A 20,455-nucleotide genomic window follows, 5' to 3' on the forward strand; every position below is an offset into this window, starting at 1 on the left:
GGATGAGATGAAATTATCAACAGTGCAGGCAGATGCGATTCAGGAACTGGGAAATATTGGTGCTGCCCATGCAGCAACAACGTTATCACAGATGCTTTCGAGCCCTGTTTCGATGAGCGTCCCGGCAATAAAGACGATTGACCTTGCCGAACTCGGAAACCATATTGGCGACGAGTCTGCCGCAATGGTTGTATTCGAACTTCAGGGGGAGATCCAGCATGGCGGATATATTATTTTTTATATCACCAAGGAATCTGCCATCCGACTAACCAACACTATGCTGGGAATGACCGAAATGGATCGTGAATTAAATGAGATGGACCAGAGTGCCCTTCTCGAAGTTGGCAACATTATGGTCTCTGCATTCCTCGATGCCACCGCAGAGCTTCTCGGTTTTATCATGCTGCCGTCACCGCCTGCTCTCAGTATCGATATGGCACATGCCGCAATGGAGTCGCTCATTGCCCAGTTAGGAGATGACGTGGACGAAGTTTTACTCTTCTCAACAGAGCTGATTTGTGAAGAGCACAAGATTGACAGTGATATCATCATGCTGCCAGAGATTAGTACATTAAAAAGAATTACTGAACTCCTTGAAGAGATGATGAAAGCGACCTAAAAGACTGTGAGCAGAAATGGCCGATCAAAATCCCCAGACCCCGCAAACGGCGATGATTGGCATCGGTGAATACCGGGTCGGTTCCTTTCCCATGATGACCATCGGACTGGGTTCCTGTATCGGGCTTACCCTGTATGACCCGCAACATAAAACCGGTGCAATGGTACATATTATGCTTCCGGATAGCAGCGGGAGAACCGAACGTCCGGGGAAATATGCAGATACCGCCATCCCCCTCCTCATAAAAGAACTCGATAAGATCGGCAGTAATCAACGGTCACTCGTTGCAAAAATTGCGGGCGGGGCATGTATGTTTGAGTATTTCGGAACCAATCTCAACATCGGTGAACGGAATACGGAAAAAGTACGGATCGTGTTAAAAGAGCAGGGAATCAAGTTGTCTGCTGAGGATGTCGGGGGCAAGGTCGGGCGATCGGTTACCTTCTTCCCCGCCAATGGCGGTAAAGTCTCTATCAGGAGAGCAGATGGCGTCACGAGCGAGATATGAAATCGCAGTAATTTTTCTCATTTTTCTCATTTTTTACCCGGTTAGTGCAGTTCAGCAGGATAATACTTCTTTTCCCGGTGAATCGATCCCAACCGGCTCACAAACTGTGCCGTATACAATTACCCTGTTCATCCCCTCTGCAAACCAGGTACACTCAGATCAGATCAAGGACCAGATCAATAGCCCGAACGGCGATGTCATTATCGCGACGGCATACGGGTTGTCCTCTTTTAATGGAACCTGGAGTACCCGCCACATCAACCGGGACAATCTTTCACAGGGGCTTATGGATGATTATATCACGGCAATTGAATTCGATCATCTCGGAAATCTGTGGCTCGGGTATTCGGGCGGAATTCAGATTTACAATGGTGTCTACTACCAGGTAATCCGGGATCAGCAACTCCTCAAGGAGACCCGGATACATGATCTCCAGCGCTGGAACGATGACATGTGGGTTGCAACCGGTCATGCAGGGATTCACCGTTACCGTAATGGTGAATGGACATGGTTCCAGCCCATGATCCGGAACGGACCGGGGTTTTATGAGATCGACAGTATGACCCTTGATTCAGCGAGCAATTCACTCGTGATAGCAACAGAAAATGAAGGACTGTGGATTGTACGTAATCAGGATGACCCGGTCGAGTTTGAGATGCTGGCTGACAAAGAGAGTCCTGCCGGACAGATGCAGCATGTGAAACGAGATCCGCTGGGTGGGGTATATTTCTTCAACCCGGAAAAGATAATTCACTTTGACACAGTATCAGGTTTTGAGGATATCCTGACTACCAAAGATCTTACTCAGGAACAAATTACCTTCAATGATATTGCAGCAGGATCTGATGGGAACCTCAACATTGCAACCGATGACGGATTATATATCTGGCGAAATGGGGGGGTATATCGTCACTTCAGCCGTTTCGAAGGAATCGGCACATCTGAAATTGTCAAAACAGTGAATGTAGATATAAAAAACAGGGTCTGGTTTGCGACGCAGGGATATGTAGGTTATTACATCGACAATGCGAATCCTGAAAAACAACTGCAGATTGATCTGGTTACGCCGACTGCCTCACGGATTCCGATTATCATGGTCACACCCGTTAAGCCCAATCCTTCAGCAACTACAGTCATTAATCCATCCTCTGATTCATCATCCATTATAACGATGTTTACCCAAATCACCGATCCCATCGTGCATGCCATCAGTGCTATAGCTCAAAAATTTGGCGTGAATATCTTTTCCTGACTCTGAATGGTTGTTCCGACGGGGCAAGGGAGATGAATCAATTTTCCTTTTTCTTCTTCAGTTCTTCAGAACAATACTGCTCAATAGAATCGATGAGAGTTTTCCTGGCCCGTTTAACCCGTGTTTCATTATCAGAAAAGAAATCTGCTGCTATATACCGAAGGGCTGTTACATAATACTGGTATTGCGGGAATTCACGTTCAAAATCCGTTATTTTGCTCATTGCTGCCTTTTTGTCCTGGTTCAGCAGATCAAAGGATAAATCAAACAATTCGATAATAGATGCAGGCATACCCTTTGTAGTGGCAAGTTTTCTGAAGCTCTGGTACGTGATCTTCTTTGTCAGGAGCAGGGACAATTTCAAACCGAGATAGATAGGCTCGAGATCATCCGGATACTGCTTGATCAGCTGATACACAACGCCCGCAGCACCCGCAGCATCGCGGTTTTCGAGCTTGAAGTAATACATCTCCCGTAAAAAGACTATGTCGGTGTAGAACCGCTCTGAACCGATTTCCAGCAGGCGCTTCTTCATTTCGATATTGTCAGTATCCGTGGCGTTTTTCAAACCGACTTCAACAAACCATTGTTCGCTCGGGAACCATTCGAGGCCTAAAAAGATCATCTGCCAGAAAATCTTTTCAAGAAATGCCGGGTCATCAATATCCAGTTGTCTTAACGTGTTTACCGGTGGCTTTATCCGGGCCAAGTTGAGCATGGTCTCCCGTGCTAATAGTTCCATCTCACCGGGCCGCTGGTTTTTCTGGACCTCTGTGTCCTTTTTAAATTCCCTCAGTGACAGGACATAGTGGCAGTAGGCTACCGCCGCTCCAATCTTCGCATCAAGTTCGCTATATTGTTTTAAGAAATCCAATGCGTGACCATAGTCCCCGGTTTTTAACAGTTTCAGACCGACAACGAGGTTCACTCCCATATCGGCATTTTTCCTTTTCTTCAGGCGAAGTGCATTGAGAATAACCTTTCTGATATATTCAAAATCATTGATATTTGAACTCGCATCCAGCACCTTGAAGGTTATGTTATCGATGAAATCATCATACGACTCATCGGGAATATCAGGAAAAGATTTTTCGAGAGCAGAAATCATGTGCCCGAAAAAGACCGGGAGGTTTGCATCCACTTTCTCAGTATTGCGCTCGATATAGCCAGAAAAATCTTTTTTCAGCAGGTTCAGCTTTTCATAGACAATCGCATCGGTCAGCTGTTCTCCCCGCATATAGGAAAAATGGCATGTCCAGATATTAAAAGGTATATCAGACGAAGTTATTCTTCGTCAGCAGTATAATAATAGAATTCTCCGGAAGTTTTCTGTTCCCGGTCAAGGAATGACCCCGGTTTATTGATTCGGGGTCGTCCGCTCTGGTCTCTTCTGAACGTAACATCAAGCTCATCAAGGAACCGGTTCATTCCATCCCGCATCTTAAAAGGTCCTGACGCAGTACCGGAGATACCTGGCTCTCCTTCAAAGACCAAAATCCGTTCGCTGATCATATCAATGAGGTAGATGTCATGATCGATCACCATGATACCGACTTGTTTTCCTTCAGCATGGTGCTTGATCATCCGGGTAACTTTGACCCGCTGCTCAACATCGAGATGTGCACTGGGTTCATCGAGAATATACACGTCAGCCTCCCGTGACAGGCATCCGGCTATGGTTACCCGCTGCAATTCACCGCCACTGAGCTTATCCACCGGTGACTGGAGTATAGGCTCGAGTGAGAGCGATTCTATGATCTCGTGCTGGTAATATGATGTGTCAAATTTGGTTGTGCATCCGCGCAGGTACATTTCCACGCTGTCTGATGTGTCGGCTTTGATGTACTGGGGCTTATACGATATTTTCAGGGTTGTTTCCATCTTGCCCGTTGTCGGAGTTTCGACTCCGGCAAGGAGTTTTGCAAAGGTGCTCTTTCCCATACCATTTGCACCCACAATCCCAAGCACTTCCCCGCTCTTGATAGTTCCTCCGGAAACCGTGAGGTGGAATGATTCGTATTCCTTTGTCATTGCCGGGATGATGAAAAGATCTTCACGATTGGATCCTTTATCATGCGCCCGCTTCTCAAAGACAACCTGCGTGGTACGGAACCGTACATTCTCTTCAGTCAAAAATCCTTCAAGGTACTGGTTGATACCTACACGGACACCCTTGGGGCGGGTGATTATCCCAAAGACTGCAGGTTTTCCGTAGCCAACGTGAACGGTATCTGCAAGCATATCGAGGATTGCCAGATCGTGCTCAACGACAACTACCGGTCGTTCTGCTGCCAGTTCCCGGATCAGTTTTGCTGCTGCAATCCGCTGGTAGATGTCCAGAAACGGCGTGATCTCATCGAGGAAGTAGAGATCGGCATCGCGCGCAAGGCAGGCAGCAATCGCCACCCGCTGGAGTTCCCCCCCGCTTAACGTACTGATATCGTGATCAAGTATCGCATCGAGCTTGAGTACCGGCATCATTTCTGCCAGTTTATTGCGCTCATCGGTTTTTTTGAGGAGTGCCCGGACCGTCCCCGTGAACATTTTGGGGATATAATCGATATACTGGGGTTTTGACGCGATCTTCAAACTCTTTTTTGATACCGTCTGGAGATAATCGAAGAGTTCGGTACCTGCATACCGCTTGAAGATCTCGTCCCAGGCAACTTCTGTATCGAAATTACCCAGGTTTGGGCGGAGCTGGCCGGAAAGGATTTTTACGGCAGTGCTTTTTCCAATCCCGTTTGCACCAAGGATACCGGTGACTTTTCCTTCAAGAGGGATTGGGAGGCCATAGAGCGCAAACCCGTTCTTACCGTACCGGTGAGTGGGGTGCTCAAGTTCTTCGGGAAGGCTCACAATATCGATCGCACCGAACGGGCATTTTTTTATGCAGATGCCGCAGCCGACACAGAGTTCTTCGGATATGACGGCTTTTCCCTCTTCTCCGATAATGACGGTTTCGTCCCCGGTCCTGACGCGGGGACAATAAATAATGCATTCGGTACCGCACTTCTTGGCATGGCATCGGTCTTTATGAACAATCGCAATTCTCATGAGGATCAAAAAATGATGGGGATTATTTCGGCATTGCAGTCAGCAGGATTGTCCATGACATGAACCAGAAGGCAAAGGTCATGAATCCCTGGTAGAACCAGTCTTTTGCTCCCAGTTTTTCGGTATTCATACGCAGGAGCATGAAGATATGCTTCTGGACTACAATTCCTGCAATCATTATCATGAAAGCGAGGAGCCCGGAATCGGTGCTGTAGGATATGCTGATGTAGTATGATAGTCCGCCAACAAAGATACCAATAAGACTTGCAGCAAGCGTCCGCTTGATGCGGTCGATATGTTCTGCCTGTTTATCTGCCTTGGTCTTCTGTTTCTTGGTCTGGACCGGCTTTTCTTCGATAATCTCGTCGCTCATCCCGTTACACCAGTAGTCTTATTTTTTAGTGCGCAAGCCATATGTAATTTGGTATAATATATGGCATCCGAACAGGGCATGAGCGGGATCGACGTTAAGGCAATGACGTCTGAATTGTGTGAAAAGCTGCCGCTCTGGATCGACAAGGTCTACCAGTTCGACTCCCGGACGCTGGGAATCCGGCTTAACGGTGAGAACAAAGCGAGGAACCTGCTGCTCATCGAATCCGGCAGGAGAACCCATCTGGTAAAGGAATTCCCCGCACCCCCGAAAAATCCGCCCCAGTACGCGATGCTCCTGCGCAAGTACCTGTCCGGCGGAAAGGTGCTCGCAATCCACCAGCACGGACTTGAGCGCATCCTGATCTTTGATATCGGAAAAGGTACCACGGTATACCGGCTAATCATTGAACTTTTTGATGAAGGAAACGTGATACTGACCAACGAAGAATACTCCATTGTCAAACCCCTCCGGCATCACCGCTTCAAGGAACGCGAAATTGTTCCCGGTGCAGTGTACCAGCTGACAGCAATCGATCCGACTGCATCGTTAGAGAACCTGACCGCAGTACTTAAGGCTGAAGACCGGGATCTTGTCCGTGCGCTTGCTATGGGGTGCATGCTGGGGGGTGCCTATGCGGAGTATATCTGCCAGAAAGCAGGGCAGGAAAAAACAATGCCTGCTGCGTCTGCTGATCCGGCTCTTCTGTTTACCGCAATACAGGAATTTTTTGACCAGGTACTGCATGCACGCACCCCTGTTATATCGGCAAAGCACTGCGAGTCTGTTGATATCAGGGGCGGAAAGGACCAGCAGACTTTTCCCAGTTTTTCTGCCGCACTCGAAGCATTCTATCCCCTGACCAAGAAAGAGACGGCAACAAAAGCGGCAAAACCCAAATTCTCCAAAGAGGAGCGAATCAGGAAATACCAGGAATCAGCAATAAAAAAATTCGATGAGAAAGTTGCAAAAACCGAAGAGATTGTTGCTGCAATCTATGAGAACTACCAGTTTGTCTCAAACCTGATCACCTCTCTGGATGCAGCCAGCAAACAACTCTCCTGGCAGGAGATCGAGCGCCATCTGAAAGGGACTTCATCTGCGGATGCAAAAAAGATCACGGCATTTTATCCCGATGAAGCAGCGGTCGAGATCGATATTGGAAAACGGGTAAAAATCTATGTGCACGAAGGTATTGAACAGAATGCCGGCAGGTATTACGATATTATAAAGAAATTTAAAAAGAAGAAGACCGGTGCACTCGCGGCTATGAAGAATGTTGTCGTCAAAAAGAAGGCACAACGACGTGATATCATCCCGATGAAGAAACTCTGGTACCACCGCTTCCGCTGGTTTATCACCAGTGATGGCATTGTGGTTCTCGGCGGGCGCGATGCGTCCCAGAACGAGGAACTGGTCAAGAAATATATGGCTGGCGGAGATCTTTTCGTGCATGCCGATGTTCACGGTGCGAGTGTCGTGATCGTCAAGGGCAAAACAGAACATATGGACGAAGTGGCACAGTTTGCCGCCTCCTACTCCGGCGCATGGCGGAGCGGTCATTTCTCCGCAGATGTCTTCAGTGTTCTTCCCCCCCAGGTGAGTAAGACCCCTGAATCCGGGGAATTTGTCTCGCGGGGTTCATTTATCATACGGGGCGAGCGCACCTGGTACCGGAATGTACCGCTCTCTGTGGGTATCGGGCTTATGCTCGAACCGAATGCCGCAGTGATCGGGGGCCCCCCTTCTGTTATCAGGGGAAAATGCAAGGCATATAATGAGCTCAGGCCCGGGCAGTTCGAGCCGAATGATGTTGCAAAGAAGATGCTTCGCCTGCTGAAAAGCAAGATATCTGAAGACGAGGAAAAGGCATTAAAAGGCATCCTGAATACCGATACGGTGGCCGCATTCGTACCTCCTGGCGGCTCGGATATTGTTGGTCAGCATGAAGGCTGATTGCGGGGACCTGAAAGGAAATAATGGCGAAATCCGGCTCTTTCCGGAAAGTGTAGATGATCTCTGGCATCTCCAGCATCTCGTTGCCCCTGGAGATCTTGTCTTTGCCACCACATTCCGGAGTGTGGATACGGCAAGTGACAAACTCCGCCCGGAGAAAGTGGAGAAACGGCCGGTACGACTTGGCGTCCGGATTGAGCGGGTTGAGTTCTCGGAACATGGAATCCGGCTCCGGCTCAGCGGGGTGATCGAGCACGGGATTGACATCGGGGCATATCACACCCTCAATGTCGAGACGGGTTTTGAGATCTCGGTCATCAAGCAGTGGCGTCCTCATGAGCTGGAACGGATCGAACGGGCAGTGAAATCGTCGGCATTCAGCCTGATCCATATTCTCACGATCGAAGAGGGAGAAGCTGAACTCTTCCGGCTCCGGCAATACGGCCCGGAGAGTGTCGTCACCTTTTCAGCCGGGAGCGGCAAGGGGGGAGAGTCAGACAACCGTCCCGCATTTTTTGAACAGGTCCTTGCTCCCCTTGCCGCAATTGACGGACCGTTGATCGTTGCCGGCCCGGGTTTTATCAAAGACGATTTTGTCAAACATGCGAAAAACAAGGGCAACCCCATTGCGGAAAAAGCGATTATTGTTGAGACACGGCGCATCGGGCGGGGTGCAGTGCAGGATGTCATTGGCAAGGGTGCACTTGAAAAACTGATCGATGATCTCCAGCTCTCCCGCGAAGTGAAATTTATGGATGAAGTGCTCTGCCGGATTGCACAGGACGGGGCAGTTGCGTACGGGCAACAGGAAGTACAGGATGCCATCGGCTATGGTGCCGTTGAGCAGGTGCTGGTCGCCGATACACTGTTGCGGGATCCGGCAACCATGGCTCTTATTGAAAGTGCAGAAGCTATGCGGGCGACGGTTGTTGTGCTCTCATCCAGCTTTGAACCCGGCGAACGACTGGTAGCTTTGGGCGGGATCGCCGCTTTACTCAGGTATAAACTGGCCTGATTTTTCCTAACAAAATCTGAATAAAATCCGATTAAAAAAGGTAAAATAATCAGGAATTTACCGTAAATCCGTCGGACAATGTCCCTTTAGTACCATCGGTGTTTGTCAGAACGAGACTCCATGTCCCGTATGATCCCGAAGGGATTGTGAAATAGCATTGCATTTGCGTCTCACTGGAGCGCGGTGCTGGCAATGCAAGAATATCAGCATTTCCACTCTTGGTCAGTTTGCAGGTAATACCATCCTTGAAAATTGAGCCATATACAGTTACCGGTTTATAGTCCCCCGAAAAAGCGGAGGTTGGATCTATGGAGGTAATGTTGATACCTGCTGGAGGGGGTGTGGTTGTAGTAGTAGTCACCGCGGAATTCACACGAACCGTAAAGGCATTGCTGTAACGGGCAGACTGCCCATCAGGATTTGTGACAATAATGTCCCATATGCCGGTTGTGGTATCCGAAGGAAGCGGGAAGGTACATGACATGTGTGTCAAAGACAGGACATCTACATTTGTCGCAGAGATATTGGGACTGTTGGACCGTACGAGCTTAAGAGATGCACCACTCTTGAATCCATCCCCGAGAATATCCGTAATTGAGACCGATGTTCCTGCCATACCACTGTCCGGAGAGATACCTTTTATCTGGGGTTTAGACGCAGGTGTAGTCGTTGTTACCGGCGAGGTGGCTGGTGAAACTGTACCAGAGCTGGTTGCTACAGCAGTTACTGGTGAAGCAGCGACTGCAGGTTGTTTCTGGGGTACACTGGATGGATCAACGTTGGTTACTTTTACCGTGTTGACTTTTTCAAGCACAGACCGGCCAAGGGTCTCGGTTCGTGTATCAACCCGGTAACCCCAACTCCCATCATTATTTCTGTAGATAAATGCCCGTTCGTAGGAATCAGAGCCGGAATCATATTTGAGAATTAACCAACCTGTTTCTGCTCCCGCTTTTGCACTTCTGACAATATCTCCTGCACTGTAGAGGGCAGTTGTTGGAGCCGTTGTCGTTACCGTGGCTGTTTGGGCAGAGATATTATTTGATGATGCAGAATCCGAACAGCCGGCAATCAGTACACTTGTAATAAGAAGAACGACCATGACAAAGCCTGACATCCGGTTCATGATCAATTATTTTACTCTGACGCTATTTAAAAAACCGTTTCTTCATACGGTAAAAGAATAACGATTATACATTTTAAAAAGAGAAGAACAATCAGGGTACTCCATTTCATGAAAAGTCCGTTTCATATCATGCTCATCCCGACACTGGGCTGTCCTGCGCACTGCAGCTATTGCTGGAGCTCAGAAGCGGGATCGCCACGGATGAGCATTGACACTGTCAAAGAAGTGGTGGCCTGGCTCAAGGACTTCAGAAAAGATCAGGTCACTATCACCTTCCATGGGGGTGAACCGCTCCTCGGGGGTGCGGATTTTTACCGGCAGGCACTTCCCCTGATCTCGGATGGATTGCGCCATCTCAAACCTACGTTTGCCATGCAGAGCAACCTCTGGTTGCTCACCCCGGAACTGGCTGACATCCTTGCGAAATATAAAATCCCGATCGGTACCAGTATCGATGGCCCTGAAGCGCTTAATGATTCCCAGCGGGGTGAAGGATATTTCAAAAAGACTATGCGGGGATACGAACTGGCAAAGGCGCATGGCCTGCAGGTCAGGTTCATCTGCACCTTCACCGGTGAATCGGTAATACAGAGAGAGGAGATCTTCCGGTTTTTCCTGGATCACGGGTTTGTGATGAAACTTCATCCGGCCCTGCCATCCCTCCGCAGCGATAATTCGAAACAATGGGCGCTTGAACCAGCAGTGTACGGTGAACTGCTCGTCTTCCTGCTTGACAAGTATCTGGAAAATTTCGGAAAAATCGAGATTATGAACATCAACGACCTGTGCCGGTGCGTTTCAACCCGACGGGGTTCGGTCTGCACGTTTGCCGACTGCATGGGCAACACGTTTGCCATTGGTCCCGATGGCAGCATCTATCCCTGCTACCGTTTTGTTGGCATGGACGATTGGGTGATGGGACATGTGAAGGATTGTCCGTCCCTAGAAACGCTTGCAAATTCCCTGGCAGGAAAGCGGATGCAGCAGTATAAGGAATTTGTTGATACCGCATGCAAAGAATGCCCGCATATCAAGTACTGCCGTGGCGGGTGTCCCTACAATGCAATTGTCCCGACAGGAGGGATGATTCAGGGTGTCGATCCCCATTGCGTGGCCTACAAACGAATCTTTGATGAATTAAATGACCGCGTGAACAAGGAGATGTTCGGATCCGATGATATGGACATGACTGCATTCTCCCCGTTCGGGCCACGGCCGAAACGCCCGGCAAAGGCGGGAATGATGACCCTGATGCACTCGGTGCTTTCAAAATAATAGTGTACGGGCTCAATATCCTTTCGCAGGTGTTAGAAAAATACAGAATTTTAATTGGGATGTCTCCCACCCCCTTCGGGGGTCGCGGCGACGCCTCGGCGGGTCGCCGCTGGGCAGGGTGGTTTATCCTGTTCACTTTTTTATTCATGGAAGGCCGAAAAGATGCAAATGGAATTGCTACATCGCATTATGATCTAAACCGACAGATCCGCCGCGGGGGCGCCCCGTCGGGGGCGGCGGGGTTCATCGCATTTGGGGGTATGGGGGCATCAGCCCCCATTTTGTAATTCATAATAGCTCCCGGTATTCTATTAAAATTGTGAAAATTCAAAAAAGTTCTTACCGTCAAATTCCGATAAAAATAATTAAAATAAAAAAAATTATTCTTCTTTCTTCTCTGGTTTCTTATAGGTCTCTACGAGAACAATCTCGGAGATTCCCTTGATCTGTTCAAAACCTTCGTGGATAATCCGACCCCGCCAGAGCATCCAGCGGCGGTCATAGTTGATCCCTGCCGGGAGGATAACCGTTGCCTTGCCATCTTCAAGGGTTGCTTCCATTTCCCTTCCTGCATACAGGCGGATAAGACCTTTGAGCTCTTCGAGCGGATCAGTGACCACTTCTTCAATCTTGTAGTGGTACTCGAGTGTCTGGCCGGCAAGGGGAGCATTGAAATCAACAATCACACGGTTGCCGATAACATCAACAACAGTACCTTCTCCCAGTTCTTCCATCTTCACCGGCATGCCACGAACGGGTTTCTGGGTGAATTTGTTCTTGGGATATGATTGTACACGCTTCATATCGCGTTCGCCGAATGCTTTATCGGGAGCAACGGTTACATCGCCCTCATCACCGGCTTTCTTGCCCACAAGTGTCTCGTCAAGACCGAGAATCACATGCTTCTGGCCGACACAGATTGTTACCGGGCCGTAGATCGCATTTGCGCTGTGAATATTGGCTTTTTTTGCCTCTTCTTCAAAGGTAGTATCAAAAACATTGCCATTCACACTGCCCGTATAACTCAGTTTAATAAAATCTCCTTCGTTTATTGCCATGCTTCACCTGACTATATTAAATCGCAACGATGACAGATAAAAGTGTGGCACACCTATGCTCGAAGTTGAATTAAAAGTAAGAGTACCCTCGCTTGAACCTGTCCGCAAACTGCTGCTGGAGAAAGGAGCCGCATGTTCCGGCAAGATACACGAGCACGATATCTACTATAACGCACCTCACCGGGACTTCGGCCTTACCGATGAAGCGGTCCGGGTCCGGTACACCAACAACCACGCCGTGGTCACCTACAAGGGAGCCAAGATCAAAAAATTCGGTCTTAAGGCACGTGAAGAGCTGAACACTGCGGTTGAATCCGGCGAGGTTTTTGAAACAATGCTCGTTCGTCTCGGGTTCACGAAAACCACCGAAGTCAACAAGTGGCGTGAGAACTACCGTTTCTCCGGATCTGCAATCTCACTCGATGAAGTTGATGAGCTTGGCACTTTTGTAGAGATTGAGATCATGGCAGAGGATGAGAGTTCCAATGCCGCTGTCCTGATTGAAAAGATTGCAAAAGAGATTGGTGTATCCGGCGAGCCAATCCTCGCCTCGTACCTTGAACTGCTCCTGTCTAAACGGTCAGCAGTTCAATCTTGATATCCCGTGCATCGTTGCCGAAGTGGATCATTGCACAGTGCCCGTCCATTGCCGGACCGGGGTTCACAATTTTTACACCGTCGACTTCCATAATGCCCCGTGCCTCATGAATGTGGGCACAGCACACGATATCGAACGATTTCATGTGTTTCCTGATACTGTGGCTGCCAATGTGCTCACCCGCAGGTTTGTCGAGAGTCTCGAACGGGGGTGCATGGCAGAGCAGTACGTTGTGAACGGACTTCTCCATCTTTTTCATCGCGCTGTTCAACACGTCATCTATCTGCTTGTCGGTCAGCTCGAACGGGGTTCCGAACGGTGTGGGGTTGGATCCGCCAACACCAACGATCGTCATTTTGCCCAAGTTGATCTGGGCGCCATGAAGGCTGACGGCGTCGGAGTGTTCAAGTGTCTCGAGAATCTCACGCGGGTCACAGTTTCCGGGAACTGCAAAACACGGGACATCGATGCGTGAAAGCACGTCGTCGATCGTGTCAACTGGACCCATATTGGTGATGTCTCCTGCAATAAATACCGCTTCTGGATTCAATTCCAGAAATGAATCAATTTTACCGAATTGACCATGGAGATCTGCTATCAATAGCACATCTTTCATGGTATATCATTTGAAGGGGGTCTAAAAAACCTTACCGCAGGTTCACTCCAAGAACCCGTGATTTTTCCCGCCAAAGCGAGTTTTCCACAGGCTTTTTCGGTTTGCTTCAGGAGTGGACGCGCGGTTGTACCGGCGAGAGAAGTACCGGGCAGCGGGATGAACCGGTGGACATGAACTTTTCCGGACCGTGCCACCTGCTGGATCAGGTTCACCGTTGCCACCTGCTCTTCGTCGCTCTCGAACGGGAAACCAACAATAAAGTCTACTACGGGAGTGATACCGGATTCCGTGCAGAGTTCGACAGCATGGATCACATCTTCAACCGTGTGCCCGCGATGCAGCTGTTCCAGCACATCATCACTGCCCGACTGAGCGCCGAAATGAAGTTTAGTATTGGTACAATACCTGTTAACGAGATCGAGCGATTCTTTGCAGATAAATTCCGGACGGACTTCTGAAGGAAACGTGCCAAAAAAGATCTGATTACGGAGACTTTTTAAAAGTGCCTCAATTTTTTCCCAGCGGGGGTGAATACCGTCAGATCCGTAAGCAAATGCATTGGGCGAGACAAACCGGGCATGCTCATACCGGTTCGAGAATTCAGCAATCGTATCGATCGAGCGGTGCCGCATGCAGTAACCGAAAATCTGCGGCGTCTGGCAGTACCCGCAGGAAAACGGGCAGCCCCGGGAGATCTCCACAAAACCCTGCTTCTCAGAAAATGCCGGGTAAGCGTCAAGTCGGACGCTGGATCGTGCAGGGGTATAATGATCGCGTGTCGCCACACCGGCAATAGTCCCCGTCCCACCACGCTCGATCTCTTCTAAAAGCCGGGGCAGGGTATATTCCCCTTCCCCGATAATGACATAGTCGGCATACCCGGCAACCTCCTGAGGACACGCGGTTGCGTGGGGCCCGCCAACAATGGTGATACAGTCTGCTCCCGCAATCTCATCGCGATAGTATGGTTCATTGAGCGAGTTGAGACTGTAACAGGTCACTTCCGTTTCAGGGTGTTCCACCCGTTTAAGAGAAAACCCGGACTGTTCGCACGCTGCAAGGAGTGCTGCGTACGAGTTCCGTGCCGCGTGAATCTGTCGCCAGTTTACCTGCATGATAAAAATTGTCCTTCAAGTCCTGTCAAAAAAGAGAGGAGTGATTGTTTACTGGCGGGTGCGGTATGGGCTCAGGACATCCTTGATCGTGTAACTCTGACCGTTATCCATAGACACCCTGACAACCACGCGATCGGTCTGTTTCGTTCCTTCAAGTTCAGCCTGATCGCCTTTCTTGGTGCCAATCGTCGCTGTCTTAACCTGACCATCGGAACGATACAGGGTCACATCGATCTTTTTTACATGGATCTGACCCATGCCGCCCTGGAAGATGACCGGAATGTTCCCCAGGTAATCCTTTTCACCGACATCAGCGGTGACCATATTATATTCCGGTACTACCTCGGTTGGAGAGACAACCAGGTTCCCGGCAGGGGCGGATGAACCGGTAGGGCCGGTTCCTGATCCTGGAGCAGATGCAGCAGGAGTATTCTGTGTTCCTGTACAGCCTGCAATAGCTAGTGCGGCACACATAAGGAAAACCATGACAACAATGATTCGGTACTGCATACCAGAACGTACGAGTTGGAGTTATATGATGCTTGTGCTGAATGAGCCTGTCAGGCAGGGGCGAGTTCCCCGTCATATTCCATCTCACCAAGTCCGCCATCCACCGTAACGCGGGTCCCATCCTTCAGCCGGGTGAGGGGAACATCTATCCGGTCGATCATCGGGATTTTTCCGATAATTGCACCTGTTGCAATGATTGCTTCTGCTTCAGTATTTACAAGTGCTGACGGCGCTTTTCCGTTCCTGCTCAGGGCATACAGTACATAGGATCCGACTGTTGAACCCTTGCCATAGGGAAAAACGAGCACGGTACCCGCAATGCACTGCCCTTTGAGCGGGTGGCCTTTCTCGACAATAATGCCGGTGTCCGGATCCACACCGGACAGAAACGAGATTGGCTGCGGACTGACGAGCAGCGGGCCACTTGCCTTGCCTGTTGAAATCCCTCTTCCCCTGATTAGCAAAATCACACCTAATAAATGTTTGAAGATTTCAGTATATGATAGATATGGAAGAGACAGCCGTCAATACTTCTGCACCTCAGAATGAGCTCAAATACCAGATACAGCTCAACGAGCTCGAGGCTACCCTCCTTGACTTAAAGGTGAAAGTGGACGATCTCCAGAAGGAGAACGGCCAGCTCAAGCGCGAGAACAACCAGTTAAAGCGCATGCCGCTTTTTGTAGCTGTCGTTGTCGATATCCTTGAAAATGGCGAGATTTATCTTCGCCAGCAGGGGAACAACCAGGAATATCTCACCCAGGTCTCAGAAGAGCTCCGCCCGCAGATCAAACAGGGTGCGAAAGTTGCCGTCAACAATGCCCTCTCAATCGTGAAAGTGATCGGCAATATCTACGATTCCCGCGTCCGGGTGATGGAACTCGAGGAATCCCCGGATATCAGCTATGCACAGATCGGGGGTCTTGTTGACGAGATAAAAGAAGTCCGTGAAGCGGTTGAATACCCGCTGACACGACCCGAGATTTTCAAGCGTGTCGGTGTCGAGCCGCCAAAGGGTATCCTGCTCTACGGGGCACCGGGAACCGGTAAAACCCTGATTGCAAAAGCGGTTGCCCACGAAGCACAGGCTACTTTTATCCGCATGTCGGGAAGCGAGCTCGTGCACAAGTTCATCGGCGAAGGTGCCGGCCTTGTCCGCGAACTGTTCCAGCTGGCCCGCGAGCGGGCTCCTGCAATCGTGTTTATTGACGAGATCGATGCAGTGGGAAGCATGCGCACCAATGACGGGACCTCGGGAAGTGCCGAAGTCCAGCGGACGTTAATGCAGCTCCTTGCAGAGATGGACGGATTTGACAACCGGGGGGATGTCCGGATCATGGCGGCAACAAACCGCGTGGATATGCTGGATCCGGCCCTCCTTCGTCCCGGCCGGTTCGACCGGTTGATCGAGATTCCCCTGCCCGACCTGGACTCCCGGCTGGAGATCCTGAAGATCCATTCGCGGAATATGCACATGGAAGGCGTCAGCCTCGAAATCATATCTGCAATGACCGAGAAGGCGACCGGTGCAGAACTCCAGGCAATCTGCCGCGAAGCCGGTATGATGGCCGTGCGGCGGGAAGCGGTATCCGTAGGAATGACGGACTTTATCTCTGCGGTCAGGAAAGTCAAGCTGGAGAAAAATACCGATACCCGCATGTATACATAAAACCCGTATGATCACGAGTTTTTCTGGTATACCGGCACATAATAATGGCGGAGCCATTTTCATAATAAAAGGGTGTCCTGCAATTCATCCTTTACAGGACAAACACCAGGAGATCGCATGAACATCCTTGTGCTCCAGAAAGAAGGCATTGATCTTCACCACACTCTTTTTGCATCGGAGACCAGCCGTATGGTGCTCCGTTTTTACCACCCGAAGAGAAAACCCTGCGGAGTTCTGATAACGACAACTTCTTTGGGAAGCGCCATGTCCCTTGTGGCAGAACTGCGCTGGTATATCCGGCGCTATGCAAAGGAATCGCTCTTTGAAGTGACAAAGGGGGTATACTGCACCCAGCAGATGGCCCAGGACATCTATTACGAACGGGTGACTGTGCTTGGCACGACGTGGCCGTATCGCCGGCTCTACGGGTTCCGCGAAGGAAAACTGATCAGCACCGTGATCATGTCACCGGGCTCCACCGTTGACGAGTACCACCAGGAATATGCCGGTGTCGATAAAGCGATCGAGATCTGGTGCACGGAAGACGAAGTGGAAGATATCGGAGAACCCATCCCGCTCGAGGATGCGGGCGGGGCTGGCAGCGAAGAATAACCGTATCGGCGGTTGCGGGATCCTGTTACACCCCGTCACGCTTTTTTATATCCCTGGTCAATACGCCGGTTCATTATTGCCCGTCCTGATTACCAACCGGCATTAAAGACAAAGTACCCGCCGGGGTGTGGTCCGGTCAAGGGGTTTTTTATAAAAGTGCTCAAGGAACTGATCAACCTCAGCCCGGAGATCGTCTTCCCCGATGACCGCATCCAGCACGCCGGACTCAACATACCTGAGCACATTGCAGTTCTCTTTGATCTGGTCTGCCATCGTTAACTGTGCCTCCTCGGAATACCGGCTCTCTTTTGCAAGGAGCTGGATCGCTTTGGGGCCATAGATGGTAATAGAAGCATCCGGGAAAGCAACGAACCGTTCGGGATCGAATCCGGCCCCCCCCATTGCATAGAGACCGGCTGTATACGCTTTGCGCACAACAACGCAGATATGAGGAACAGAAAGATTGGCTATTGTCGTAAAGACGAGGGCACCGTTATGGATGATACCTGACTGTTCGGCAGTTTTTCCCACCATGAAACCCGGAATGTCGGCCAGGAATACCAGCGGGATGTTGAATGCATCACAGAGGGATGCAAAGGCAGCAATTTTCCGGCAGCTCTCAGAAAAGAGGATCCCTCCTTTCTGTTCCGGGTTATTTGCTATGATGCCGACACCTTTTCCACCTACCCGTGCAAAGGCCGTGATAACCTCCCGTGCGTATCGCGCCCGGTGTTCAAGAAAGGACCCTTCATCGATGAAAAAATGTACCACTTCATGCATATCGAAGGGAAGATCCGTATCTGCCGGGATGATACTGCTGAGCGGGGGGTAATCCGGCTCCGGTAGTTGAGACCGGACTTCCGGAGGTTTTCCGGTAAAATGCGAGGGAAAGAATGCAATGTATTTCCGAACCCAGTCAATAGCTTCCTTTTCAGAAAAGACGAGTTTATCTGACGTTCCCGAGATCTCGGTATGCATCCGGGCACCCCCGTAATCCTCATAGGTGCTCGTGTCTCCCGTCATCAGCCGTACCATGTCGGGACGTGCAAGCGACATACCTGCCCGGTCCATCATAACAACGGTATCACATTCTGCTACCGGATAGGTCAGGGTTGTTGCAATGGGATTAAAGACAACGGCAATTCTCGGGACAACCCCTGATAAATGCGCAAACCGGGCAAAGATCCTGCCGGCTCCCCGCGAATCAATGAACGTCTGCATGATTGTCAGCGGGATTGCTGTCGTCTCCATTGCCACACGGCCGGGACGATCTGCAAGGTGAATGATCGGGAGGTGCTGTGCTTCTGCCAGGTCGAGCAATGCATGTTCCTGCTGGAGAACCGCAAAGGCATCGACCTGGCCGCACGGTTCCGGGTTGATGGCGATGATACAGACACGGCGGCCCCCTATCGTGCCCGTGCCCCCGACAAGTTCTCCTTCCCCGTCAGTGAACCGCGGGACAAAACTGCCGGGATCCAAAAGAAGAGCAAGGCGACGGGTCATCAGCGGGTTTATAAAAAATCATCTCCTCATCGGGTTTTAATCAGTGACGTTATTTTTTTTATGTTCTCACAATATCAAGTGAGTAATCGGGCATGAATATTCGCAATTATTTCTTATTGGTTAATTATTAATGCCTCCGGAGGTGCTGCATGTTCCGTTACTTCACCTTGACGACCATAAGGGTGATATCATCGTATTGCGGCTGGTTCTGGCTGAAATCATTTACACTATTGATTATTGCGTCCACGATTTCCTGCGCAGTCAGGGAGCGTGATGTCAGGATGGTGTTCATGAGCCGGGGGATCTCAAACATCTCCTCTTTGTCATTGACCGCTTCGGTTACCCCGTCCGTATAGAGAACAAGCAGGTCACCACTCGCAAGCGGTCTTTCCTGCTGTTCGTAGGGAGCATCATCCATTGCACCGATGGCAATACCGGTGGCTTCAAGCTCTTCAGCTACGTCAGAACCTGCCCGTATGAGTAGGGGCGGGTTATGGCCGGCATTGACATAGGTAATATTGTGATTTACGTTATCCAGGACACAGTAAAAGACCGTGACAAACATGCCGGTTTTTGAGTCCCGGCTGATGATGGGATTGGCAAACGCGATCGCTTCTGAGGACTTCGAGAACCAGGTTGCGCTGACCCGGATCACGATCCGGGAGAGGGCCATGAAGAGGGCAGCAGGTACCCCTTTGCCGGAAACATCGGCGATCATCACCCCAATGCGTTGCCGGTTAAATGGAATGACCTCAAACGGCATCACGTCATAAAAGTCTCCGCCTACCTCTTTTGCCGGAATGCTGGTACCTGCGATTTCGAACCCGTCAATCTGGAGGATTGTATCAGGGAGGAAACTTTTCTGGATCTCTGCGGCGATCTGGAGTTCTGCATCCTTCCGGGCCATCTCGCGTTCAAGAGATTCCTTCTCCCTCTGTGTTTTTCTTTCATTGAGCAGGTTATGGACGATATACGAAAAAACGCCGACAGCAATGGACGTAAGGATGATCATCGGGAGAGCCACATTGACAATGACCGTCCATACCGATGATGAAGAACCGCTCAATGCCCGTATGATGAGGGTTACTGCCGAGACAAACGATTCTATGACGATAGTGAGAATAATTGCATTCTTTGTCGAGAGCAGTTCGCGTTTATTGTAGAGGTATACAATGCCGGAGAAGAGGCCGGCAATAACCGGCCCGATTGCTGCTCCCATGACATTGGAGCCACCCATCGAAAGCCGGTAAGCCCCGCCTATCAGCCCGGCACCGAGCCCGACATACGGGCCACAGGTAATACCGGCGAGGATAGGGCCGAGATCGCGGATATTGACCGTTGCCCCGGAGTAGGTAACGCCGCTGGAAAGACCATATATCGAGAGGGCCCCAAAGACAACGACAAGGATAATCTGGGTAGAGATTACCGGATGATGCTCGAGCACTTCGACAAAAAAGCGGCTGCGGGTGAAAAGATAGGCAAAAACAATGACCACGCAGATCATCTCAAAAAGCATCAGAAATGTCTGCAGGAGGCTTAAGTCCATGTAGACGAATGTAGGGGTGATTAGAATAAAGATATTGAGTTTTTTCC

Annotated in this window: 20 protein-coding genes; 9 read left to right on the forward strand and 11 right to left on the reverse strand. The window is 50.1% G+C overall.

Annotation, left to right across the window (positions count from 1 at the left end; all coding sequences use genetic code 11):
* Positions 1 to 7: 7 nt before the first annotated feature.
* Genes WC593_01210 through WC593_01220 form a run of 3 tightly spaced genes read left to right on the forward strand, consistent with a single transcriptional unit; the run spans position 8 to position 2,379 of the window.
* Positions 8 to 619: a chemotaxis protein CheC gene (locus tag WC593_01210; GenBank protein MFA4823754.1), complete on the forward strand. Its 612-nt coding sequence runs from the start codon at positions 8 to 10 to the stop codon at positions 617 to 619.
* Between the two features lie 16 nt (positions 620 to 635).
* The gene (locus WC593_01215) at positions 636 to 1,127 is read left to right on the forward strand and encodes a chemotaxis protein CheD (GenBank protein ID MFA4823755.1); all 492 of its coding nucleotides are present in this window, start codon (positions 636 to 638) and stop codon (positions 1,125 to 1,127) included.
* Positions 1,105 to 2,379, forward strand: coding sequence for a hypothetical protein (locus tag WC593_01220; protein ID MFA4823756.1), 1,275 nt, complete (start codon positions 1,105 to 1,107; stop codon positions 2,377 to 2,379). The genes WC593_01215 and WC593_01220 overlap by 23 nt, the downstream gene beginning before the upstream one ends.
* A 37-nt stretch (positions 2,380 to 2,416) precedes the next feature.
* Here WC593_01220 and WC593_01225 read toward each other — a convergent pair whose 3' ends face one another.
* Genes WC593_01225 through WC593_01235 form a run of 3 tightly spaced genes read right to left on the reverse strand, consistent with a single transcriptional unit; the run spans position 2,417 to position 5,809 of the window.
* On the reverse strand, positions 2,417 to 3,616 hold the full coding sequence (locus WC593_01225) for a hypothetical protein (GenBank protein ID MFA4823757.1): 1,200 nt from the start codon (positions 3,614 to 3,616) through the stop codon (positions 2,417 to 2,419).
* Positions 3,617 to 3,663: 47 nt separating this feature from the next.
* On the reverse strand, positions 3,664 to 5,436 hold the full coding sequence (locus WC593_01230) for a ribosome biogenesis/translation initiation ATPase RLI (GenBank protein ID MFA4823758.1): 1,773 nt from the start codon (positions 5,434 to 5,436) through the stop codon (positions 3,664 to 3,666).
* Between the two features lie 22 nt (positions 5,437 to 5,458).
* Positions 5,459 to 5,809 (reverse strand): hypothetical protein, encoded by a 351-nt coding sequence (locus WC593_01235; GenBank protein MFA4823759.1) that lies wholly within the window; start codon positions 5,807 to 5,809, stop codon positions 5,459 to 5,461.
* A 60-nt stretch (positions 5,810 to 5,869) separates the two neighbouring features.
* Between WC593_01235 and rqcH the strand changes: the two genes are divergently transcribed.
* Together rqcH and WC593_01245 are read left to right on the forward strand one after the other, a co-directional pair.
* Complete coding sequence (gene rqcH / locus WC593_01240) at positions 5,870 to 7,765, forward strand: ribosome rescue protein RqcH (GenBank protein MFA4823760.1); 1,896 nt, start codon at positions 5,870 to 5,872, stop codon at positions 7,763 to 7,765.
* Entirely contained in the window at positions 7,755 to 8,780 is a 1,026-nt protein-coding gene (locus WC593_01245) for an mRNA surveillance protein pelota (protein ID MFA4823761.1), read from the forward strand. The genes rqcH and WC593_01245 overlap by 11 nt, the downstream gene beginning before the upstream one ends.
* A gap of 49 nt (positions 8,781 to 8,829) precedes the next feature.
* Here the strand turns inward: WC593_01245 and WC593_01250 are convergent, their stop codons facing one another.
* Complete coding sequence (locus tag WC593_01250; GenBank protein ID MFA4823762.1) at positions 8,830 to 9,906, reverse strand: IPT/TIG domain-containing protein; 1,077 nt, start codon at positions 9,904 to 9,906, stop codon at positions 8,830 to 8,832.
* 108 nt (positions 9,907 to 10,014) lie between these two features.
* Between WC593_01250 and WC593_01255 the strand changes: the two genes are divergently transcribed.
* On the forward strand, positions 10,015 to 11,181 hold the full coding sequence (locus WC593_01255) for a TIGR04083 family peptide-modifying radical SAM enzyme (GenBank protein ID MFA4823763.1): 1,167 nt from the start codon (positions 10,015 to 10,017) through the stop codon (positions 11,179 to 11,181).
* A gap of 380 nt (positions 11,182 to 11,561) precedes the next feature.
* Here the strand turns inward: WC593_01255 and WC593_01260 are convergent, their stop codons facing one another.
* Entirely contained in the window at positions 11,562 to 12,239 is a 678-nt protein-coding gene (locus WC593_01260; GenBank protein ID MFA4823764.1) for a peptidylprolyl isomerase, read from the reverse strand.
* Positions 12,240 to 12,294: 55 nt separating this feature from the next.
* Between WC593_01260 and cyaB the strand changes: the two genes are divergently transcribed.
* Positions 12,295 to 12,837 carry a class IV adenylate cyclase gene (gene cyaB / locus WC593_01265; protein ID MFA4823765.1) on the forward strand — a complete coding sequence of 181 codons (543 nt, stop codon included), beginning with the start codon at positions 12,295 to 12,297 and terminating at the stop codon, positions 12,835 to 12,837.
* Here cyaB and WC593_01270 read toward each other — a convergent pair.
* Genes WC593_01270 through WC593_01285 form a run of 4 tightly spaced genes read right to left on the reverse strand, consistent with a single transcriptional unit; the run spans position 12,812 to position 15,542 of the window.
* Positions 12,812 to 13,453 (reverse strand): metallophosphoesterase, encoded by a 642-nt coding sequence (locus WC593_01270; GenBank protein MFA4823766.1) that lies wholly within the window; start codon positions 13,451 to 13,453, stop codon positions 12,812 to 12,814. The genes cyaB and WC593_01270 overlap by 26 nt on opposite strands.
* Positions 13,450 to 14,568, reverse strand: a complete 1,119-nt coding sequence (locus WC593_01275) for a TIGR04013 family B12-binding domain/radical SAM domain-containing protein (protein ID MFA4823767.1) — start codon at positions 14,566 to 14,568, stop codon at positions 13,450 to 13,452. The genes WC593_01270 and WC593_01275 overlap by 4 nt, the downstream gene beginning before the upstream one ends.
* A gap of 48 nt (positions 14,569 to 14,616) precedes the next feature.
* Complete coding sequence (locus WC593_01280) at positions 14,617 to 15,078, reverse strand: hypothetical protein (GenBank protein MFA4823768.1); 462 nt, start codon at positions 15,076 to 15,078, stop codon at positions 14,617 to 14,619.
* Between the two features lie 50 nt (positions 15,079 to 15,128).
* Positions 15,129 to 15,542 (reverse strand): DUF126 domain-containing protein, encoded by a 414-nt coding sequence (locus tag WC593_01285; GenBank protein MFA4823769.1) that lies wholly within the window; start codon positions 15,540 to 15,542, stop codon positions 15,129 to 15,131.
* Positions 15,543 to 15,586: 44 nt separating this feature from the next.
* Here WC593_01285 and WC593_01290 point away from each other — a divergent pair, with 44 nt between their 5' ends.
* A complete protein-coding gene (locus WC593_01290; protein ID MFA4823770.1) occupies positions 15,587 to 16,747 on the forward strand; it encodes a proteasome-activating nucleotidase in 1,161 nt (386 codons plus the stop codon).
* A 117-nt stretch (positions 16,748 to 16,864) separates the two neighbouring features.
* Positions 16,865 to 17,359: a DUF5804 family protein gene (locus WC593_01295; GenBank protein ID MFA4823771.1), complete on the forward strand. Its 495-nt coding sequence runs from the start codon at positions 16,865 to 16,867 to the stop codon at positions 17,357 to 17,359.
* 102 nt (positions 17,360 to 17,461) lie between these two features.
* Here WC593_01295 and WC593_01300 read toward each other — a convergent pair whose 3' ends face one another.
* Positions 17,462 to 18,862 (reverse strand): carboxyl transferase domain-containing protein, encoded by a 1,401-nt coding sequence (locus tag WC593_01300; protein MFA4823772.1) that lies wholly within the window; start codon positions 18,860 to 18,862, stop codon positions 17,462 to 17,464.
* 157 nt (positions 18,863 to 19,019) lie between these two features.
* Complete coding sequence (locus WC593_01305; protein MFA4823773.1) at positions 19,020 to 20,408, reverse strand: PP2C family protein-serine/threonine phosphatase; 1,389 nt, start codon at positions 20,406 to 20,408, stop codon at positions 19,020 to 19,022.
* Positions 20,409 to 20,455: the final 47 nt, after the last annotated feature.

This window comes from Methanoregula sp., from assembly GCA_041645435.1.
Lineage (GTDB): Archaea > Halobacteriota > Methanomicrobia > Methanomicrobiales > Methanospirillaceae > Methanoregula.